Genomic DNA, 7,550 nt, shown 5'->3' with positions numbered 1-7,550 from the left:
AGGCATAGTTTTGCCACATTAAAGGCATAGTTTTGCCACATTAAAGGCATAGTTTTGCCACATTAAAGGCATAGTTTTATAATTGTTATGCCTTTTACTCTATGTTATTGTGTAAACAAGCTTTAATACATAATTTTTCATAATATTAAAGGCATGGTTTTATTTTTTTTATGCCTTTAATGAAAGGATAGTTAATATATGAGTGGAGAAACTGTTATTTATAAAAATGAAATGAATTTAGTCCCTTTAAGACGCTTTACTGCTACTGAAATTAATTTGTTCTTTGCTATGTGTAATAAACTCAAAGAACAAGATACTAATACACTCCATTTGTCTTTTGACGAACTCAAAGAATTAAGTAATTACAGTCCTGAAACACGTAACATTAACAGGTTTGTAGATGATCTCCAAAGAGTTTACGACAAAATGTTAGATATCAGATATACTATTAGAACTGAAACAAAAATTAAAAAATTTGTCTTATTTTATAAGTATGAAATAGATATATCCGAAAAATATTTAGAAATTGCTACTTCTCCCGACTTAAAATACATCTTAAATTCAATTACGGATAATTTTACTAAATTCGAATTAAAAGAGATGACACACCTTAAATCTACCTACTCAAAAAATATGTTTAGATTACTTAAACAATATAAACATACTGGCTATATGAAGATTAAAATTGAAGACTTTAGAGAAAGACTAGATATTCCAGAATCGTATAGAATGTCTAATATTAATCAATTTGTTTTAACACCGATTATCAAGGAGCTTTCTCCAATATTTAGTAATCTCAATATCAATAAAATAAAAGCAAAAAAAGGACGTAAGATTGAGTGGTTAGAGTTTACTTTTGACGCTGAAAAACGCATTCACAGTAAACGACAGCCACAAATGGCGAATATAGGTAAGTCACAACAATATATCAGTCGTGAAAAAACGCCAAAATGGTTGGAAGAACGCACATATGAAAAACCAACACAAAATGAGTATGATCCGCAATTAGAAAAAGAACGAGAGGCATTTTTAAAACAACTTCAAGTTGATTGGGAAGAATAGAAAAGTTTACAAAAGATAGTATGAAAGATATACTTAAAGTAACAAATGAATTGCGAACTAGCATATACAAAAACCCCCACAGCCTGCCAAAGCTTTGTGGGGGTTTTAATTTTATCTATTCAGTTTGTCTGAAATATAGTTCGCAACTATACCAGCTATAACTGATACGATAAAACTTGCAACAAATGAAATCGCGACTAGCATATACAACACCTCCTTTGTGCACGGAAGTGCGTTCTAATTATAATATACTAAAACTTTTTATTAAACTGACAATCTATAAATCTTTTCTAACATCCATTACTCTTTTAACTATCAATAAAGCAATAGGTTTTAATATTAAACCCATTGCTATTGTTAAAAAAAACATAGTCCACATTGTAAAAAGAAATTCTAAAAGAAAATGGAAGGAATTTTTAAAAATGGCTAATATATTATAATTTATTTTATAACTAAGATTAAACCACTTAAGTAAATTAAATGTCGCAAAACCAACAAGTAAAGATATAATTCCGCATGTTAAGCTCTTAATAATCTCTTTTTTTTGTGTACCATGCATATAAAACAATAGAAATGCTCTTTTATCTTTTCTTTTATACATACCCATAAGTAATATTAAAAAGCTTGCAACAGACATATTCAGGGGCGTAATCCAAATGGCTGTGCTACTAAACATATAAATTATAGTACCAGCTAATGATGTTAAAGCTACATACATACCAAAGTGAAATAAGTTTTCTTTTTGGTCATGTGACTCTGTATATTTTTTTAATCTTTCGGAAATATCATAAATCATATTTTTCCACCTTTCATTAAATATTATGCCATATATTTTAAGTTCACACTGAATAAAGATACAAAAGTGTTATTGATGAAAATGCATGAAAACGCGTCGTTAAAGGGATGTATAAAAGTTGTATAAAGAGGAATGATGACAAAAAGGGACAAACGCTGAAATGACGGCGTTTGTCCCTTTGTGTTAAGTTGACATAATTAACTATTATGGGTAGTTAATTTGTATATTCTATGTATAAGCTTATTTAATATTAACATTACTTGAATATACTATGTTTTACAGAATAAATTCATAAATGTATATGTTACATTAAGTATGTAAGTGTTAATAGTAAACTTTCGAATATATTCATTTTTGCTAAAAAACTTACAAAAATAACAGTATTTATTAGGAGGATTACAATGAAAATAGTAGTTATTGGTGCTACTGGCACAATAGGTAAAAGTGTATCTAAGAAACTTAAAGAAAATAATCATGAAGTTATTGAAGTTGGCAGTAAATCTGGTGACTATCAATTAGATATTACCTCTCCAACAGAAGTAGAACAAATGTATAAAGATATTAAAGATATAGATGCTGTTGTTAGCGCTACAGGAGGCGCAACTTTCAAATCTCTATCAGATATTAGTTTAGAAGAAAATAATGTAGCTATAAAAAGTAAATTATTAGGACAAATAAACCTTGTTTTAATAGGTCAACACTATTTAAATAAAAACGGTAGCTTTACTTTAACTTCCGGAATTATGATGGATGATCCTATTCTATTAGGTTCTTCAGCAGCTATGGCAAATGGCGGTGTTGCAGGATTTGTTACATCAGCAGCTATAGAATTAAAAAATGGTTTAAGAATTAACAATGTAAGTCCTAATGTCGTTGAAGAAGCTTTAGATAAATATGGGGAATTCTTCAAAGGATTTACAGCGGTTCCAGTTGATAAAGTAGCAAATGCATTTATTAAAAGTGTTGAAGGTGCTCAAACTGGACAAACGTATAAAATTTATTAATTTTTTAGTGTGTCATTATCCTATATTCAATTTTCATTAACTAAAAATTTTTAATTCAAAGGGGATTTTAGAATGAAGAAAAATTATAAATTGATAATTATCGGTGGCGGTTTAGTAGGTCTATCAACAGCTTATAACTTAGTGACAAATTATAATGGCTATTCTACTGTCAAAGGGGAAGATATTTTAGTTCTAGAAAAAAATAAATTTTTTAACGATAAAGGCAGTAGTGCAGGCAGTACTCGACAATTTAGATATCAATATACTGAAAAATATATGACTGAATTAGTAATACAATCTATTCCAGACTGGCAAAAACTTCAACAATTTACAACTAATAGTTTAATTGAACATGTAGGTAGTTTATGGTTCGGAGACCCTAAACTTCCAACTACAGAAGGTGGTATAAACCCAGCTGAAAAAACAATGGATAAAACAGGAGTTCCATATTCCAATTTGAATAAAACACAAATTGAAAATTGGTATCAATTTAAAAATCTTCCAGATGATTATGTCGGCTTTTATCAAAAAGATGGTGGTGCTATAAACTTACCAGAAACATTAAAAACTTTTTATAGTCAAGCTTCTATAGCTGGCGTTCAAATGTTAGAAAACACTCCTGTATTAGATATTAAAAAAGAAAATGGAAAATATACTATTCAAACAGGAGAACATGAATTCACAACAGAAAAAATACTTGTGTCTACTGGAGCATATGTAAATGACATTACAAAATATTTTGATAAGCAAATAAAATTAGATATTTGGGATATGGTTTCAGCATACTTTGAAAAAACAAATCCTAATATTGACTATCCTACTTGGTTTGCTTTTCAACAACCAAATGACGAAAATAGTAATTTATATTATGGCTTCCCAGAATTGGATTGGAAATACAAAAATTATATTAGAGTGGCTCCTGATTATCCATTTGCAATATATGATTCTCCATCTGAAAGAAAAAAACCAACTTCTGAAGATTTCAAAGGGACTGAAGAATGGGTTAAGAACCACATGACTGATTTAGATAGTAATGCTAAATTCAAAAGCACTTGTATGTTAGGATTACCTAAAAATAAGAATAAATTATTATATTTAGATTTTATAACTGATGATAAAAATGTTGTTGTACAAACTGGAGGGTGGGTTGCTAAATTCGCACCTACTTTTGGAAAGATTTGTAGTCAGCTATTAATAAATGGACGTACAGACTATAATATTAGTCATTTTAAAATTGAAAGTGAGGATTTAAAATGACTTCTAAAATAACAATGAATGATATTAATTATATAAATGGAATTAATGACGACCTAGATATAGATATTGCAATTGTTGGAGCAGGAGTATCGGGGATTTATAGTGCATATCGATTTCTAGAAGATGATAGATATAATAACAAAAAAATAGGTATATTTGATTTAAATGATAAAATTGGTGGACGATTAGAATCAATTGTACTGCCTGAATCAAATGTTACTGGCGAATTGGGTGGAATGAGATATCTAACAAGTCAAAAAATAACAACTTCTCTAATAGAGAATATATTTAAATTAAAAAATAAAAAATTTGAAACTGGAGAAACCTCAAGCCATACTTTCTATCTAAGAGGTCAACGTTTTAAAGAAAATGAGTGGGAAGAAAATCAAAAAAAGCAAGATAAATTTTATACCAGATATTTTATGTCAGAACAACTTCAAGGCTATCACCCAGATCAGTTATTTAACAAAGTTATTGCTGAGGTATGTTTAAATGATCCTTGGTTTAATGATAGTTACAATAATAAAATAGAAAAGCAAGACGATTATAACTATAGTTTTAAATTAAGCAGTGAAGATTGGGACAATATAAAGCGCAATTTAATATATTACAAAGATAACAGCCCCTATAACCAAATGAAATTGTATGATATTGGATTTTGGAATTTGCTCAAAGATCAATTAGGTAATGAAGGGTATGAATTTTTAGCTAATGCAGGTTCGTATTACTCTAATACATTAAGTTGGAATTCTTCAGAGGCATTCTCATATATTGTTGGAGATTTTACTGATGGAGTAGAATATAAAACAATAGATGAGGGTTATGATCAACTTGCTTATTCTTTAGCTAAAAGAGTCTCTGAAAATGATAACGTAACATTATATTTAAACTCTGAACTAAAAACTTTCTCTAAAGATAAAGAAAGCTACGAATTAGAACTAGTTAATGTAAATACAACAAAAACAAAGAAAGTAAAAACAAGAGAAATTATATTAGCTATGCCAAAAAGATCACTGGAATTACTAGATCAAGATAATTTCTTTTTTAAAGATGCTTCACATTCAAAGGTTAGCAAATTAATAGATACCGTATATGCAGAACCTTCGTTAAAACTACTATTAGGTTTTGAATATCCATGGTGGAGAGAATGTTTAAACTCTTACTATGGCAAATCTACTACCGATTTGCCAATGCGACAATGTTACTACTTTGGTGTAGATGAAGATAATCAACATTCACTTTTATTAGCAAGCTATAATGATATGAGAACTGTTAATTTCTGGAAATCTATGATTAGATCCAATGATAATAAATTTATTCAACACGATGAAATAAAAAGCAAAAATAATAATTTAGAATTGTTCAATGAAAAATATAGTGACGAAGTCACTAATGTTATGGTTGAAGAATCAATAAATCAATTAGAAGAACTTCATGATATTAAAATTCCAAAACCCTATGCCAGTCTTGTAAAAGATTGGTCTAAAGATCCATTTGGTGGAGGATATCATGCCTGGCATACTGGCATAGATGTTCAAAAAACAATGAAATTAATAAGAAAACCCTACGAATACGAAAATATTTATATTGTAGGAGAAGCATATTCATCTGATCAAGGTTGGACAGAAGGAGCTTTCAAAACAGCAGAAAAAATGTTACAAGAACATTTTGGATTAGAAAGACCCGAATGGTTGGATAGTGATTACTATTTAGGATGGTGATTTTTCTTGTTTATAGTGGCTATCAATTAGCCACTATTTTTTCGTTAGAAAAAATCCTAAGGGGCTTGGGGATGTTCCCCAACAAGCAGGCGACGCTAACACGTTAGTGGCTAGCAAAGCCAATGCTTGCCAAACCACTTAACGACTTGATGAACTTTACTTTATCCTATAAAGTAAAATGTAAGAAAGGCGTTATCTTTCGAAGAAAGCGTGGTGGGATTAAATGAGCGAACAAAACACATTTGTGGCTAGCGACGAAACTGTTGGGCGAAACCGTAAACCCAAACCGTAAGGAGCCAAAACAAATCAGTTTTCGTGTGAGCGAATCCGAATATTTAAAGTTACAACAATCAGCTGAAACTTTAAATATGAGTGTGCCTGCTTTCGTTAAGAAAAAGGCACAAGGCGCCCGATTGGTCGCACCCAAATTGGATCAAGCAACGCGACAATCGGTAGCAAAAGATTTGAGTATGTTGGGCGCAAATGCCAATCAGATTGCCAAATATTGTAATCAACATCAACATGAAGCACCGAACTATGAAGCATTAGAACGCAATATCAGTGAATTACGTGAAAGGTTGAATGACATATGGGAAAAGTTAAACTAATTATATGCTTAAATATATTGTTTATTATCATAATGGCTATTGGTGTTCCTACATGGATTAGCCAACATAATTATTACATGCTTATCACTATGAGTATTGCATTTATTATATCTATTTGCAGTTGTATAGGTTTGATAATAAAAGAGAAAAAACGACGTGATATTGATGGCAACAACTAAAATAAGTGACACCAAATCAACGTCACGTGCCATTAATTACGCTGAAGAACGTGCCGTTGAGAAAAGTGGTTTAAATTGTGATGTCGACTATGCCAAATCGAGTTTCAAAGCCACTCGTGAGTTATATGGTAAAACCGATGGCAATCAAGGGCATGTCATTATCCAATCGTTTAAACCTGGCGAAGTCACGCCCGAACAATGTAACCAATTAGGCTTAGCACTCGCTGAAAAACTCGTACCGAATCATCAAGTGGCGGTCTATACGCATAATGATACAGATCATGTGCACAATCATATTGTGATAAATTCAATTGACCTCGAGACAGGTAAGAAATTTAACAATAATAAACAAGCGTTACGTAATGTCAGAAATTTCAATGATGAGGTTTGCATGGAACATGGTTTAAGCGTGCCAGAAAAGAACACAGCACGCTTACGTTATACGCAGACAGAAAAAGCGATTGCTGACCCTAATACGAAATCAACAGCCCAATATTCATGGAAAGATGAGATTAGAGAGGCGATAGACCAAATCACAAGCAACGAATATGGATGAATTCAAAGACCATTTAAACCAACATGGTATTGAAATTGAACGTGTCACACCCAAAAGCATTACCTATCGACATTTAGCCGAAGATAAAAAGGTGCGTGGGCGTAAACTCGGCGAAGATTACAATAAAGGAGGGATCGAAGATGGCTTTGAAAGACAAATTCAACGACGGAGACAACAAGAACGAGACTCAGACACCGAATGCCAGCCCAAACGACCAAACTTCAAACCGTGATGAAGCAACTGAACAAGATACAGGCGTCACTCAATCAGATTGGGACCAATTCGCCCAGACAACAAATGAGCTTGAGCGTAGCCGACAAGCTGCAGAGTCAGCAAGACTTGCTCATGAAAAGGCTCGAAGAGATCG

5 protein-coding genes and 2 pseudogenes are annotated in these 7,550 nt (G+C 31.5%); 6 read left to right on the top strand and 1 reads right to left on the bottom strand.

Annotation, left to right across the window (positions count from 1 at the left end):
* Window positions 1-198: 198 nt before the first annotated feature.
* Entirely contained in the window at window positions 199-1,062 is an 864-nt protein-coding gene (locus CD121_RS00035; protein WP_000012420.1) for a replication initiation protein, read from the top strand.
* Window positions 1,063-1,339: 277 nt separating this feature from the next.
* Here the strand turns inward: CD121_RS00035 and CD121_RS00030 are convergent, their stop codons facing one another.
* On the bottom strand, window positions 1,340-1,858 hold the full coding sequence (locus tag CD121_RS00030) for a hypothetical protein (protein ID WP_000638665.1): 519 nt from the start codon (window positions 1,856-1,858) through the stop codon (window positions 1,340-1,342).
* A gap of 401 nt (window positions 1,859-2,259) precedes the next feature.
* On the opposite strand from CD121_RS00030, the gene CD121_RS00025 reads away from it, so the two are divergent.
* The 5 genes and pseudogenes from CD121_RS00025 to CD121_RS00005 all read left to right on the top strand — a co-directional run.
* A complete protein-coding gene (locus CD121_RS00025; protein WP_002502820.1) occupies window positions 2,260-2,862 on the top strand; it encodes a short chain dehydrogenase in 603 nt (200 codons plus the stop codon).
* Window positions 2,863-2,934: 72 nt separating this feature from the next.
* On the top strand, window positions 2,935-4,119 hold the full coding sequence (locus CD121_RS00020; protein WP_089413929.1) for an FAD-dependent oxidoreductase: 1,185 nt from the start codon (window positions 2,935-2,937) through the stop codon (window positions 4,117-4,119).
* The gene (locus CD121_RS00015) at window positions 4,116-5,840 is read left to right on the top strand and encodes a flavin monoamine oxidase family protein (protein WP_002502818.1); all 1,725 of its coding nucleotides are present in this window, start codon (window positions 4,116-4,118) and stop codon (window positions 5,838-5,840) included. The genes CD121_RS00020 and CD121_RS00015 overlap by 4 nt, the downstream gene beginning before the upstream one ends.
* Before the next feature lie 223 nt (window positions 5,841-6,063).
* A pseudogene (locus tag CD121_RS00010) lies at window positions 6,064-6,448 on the top strand (plasmid mobilization protein).
* Between the two features lie 165 nt (window positions 6,449-6,613).
* Window positions 6,614-7,550 (top strand): annotated as a pseudogene (locus tag CD121_RS00005) (relaxase/mobilization nuclease domain-containing protein); the annotation flags it as partial.

The sequence above is a fragment of the Staphylococcus pasteuri genome (assembly GCF_003970495.1).
GTDB lineage: Bacteria > Bacillota > Bacilli > Staphylococcales > Staphylococcaceae > Staphylococcus > Staphylococcus pasteuri.
The sequence above is the reverse complement of the archived record's forward strand: the minus strand, read 5'-3'. Positions and strand labels throughout refer to the sequence as shown.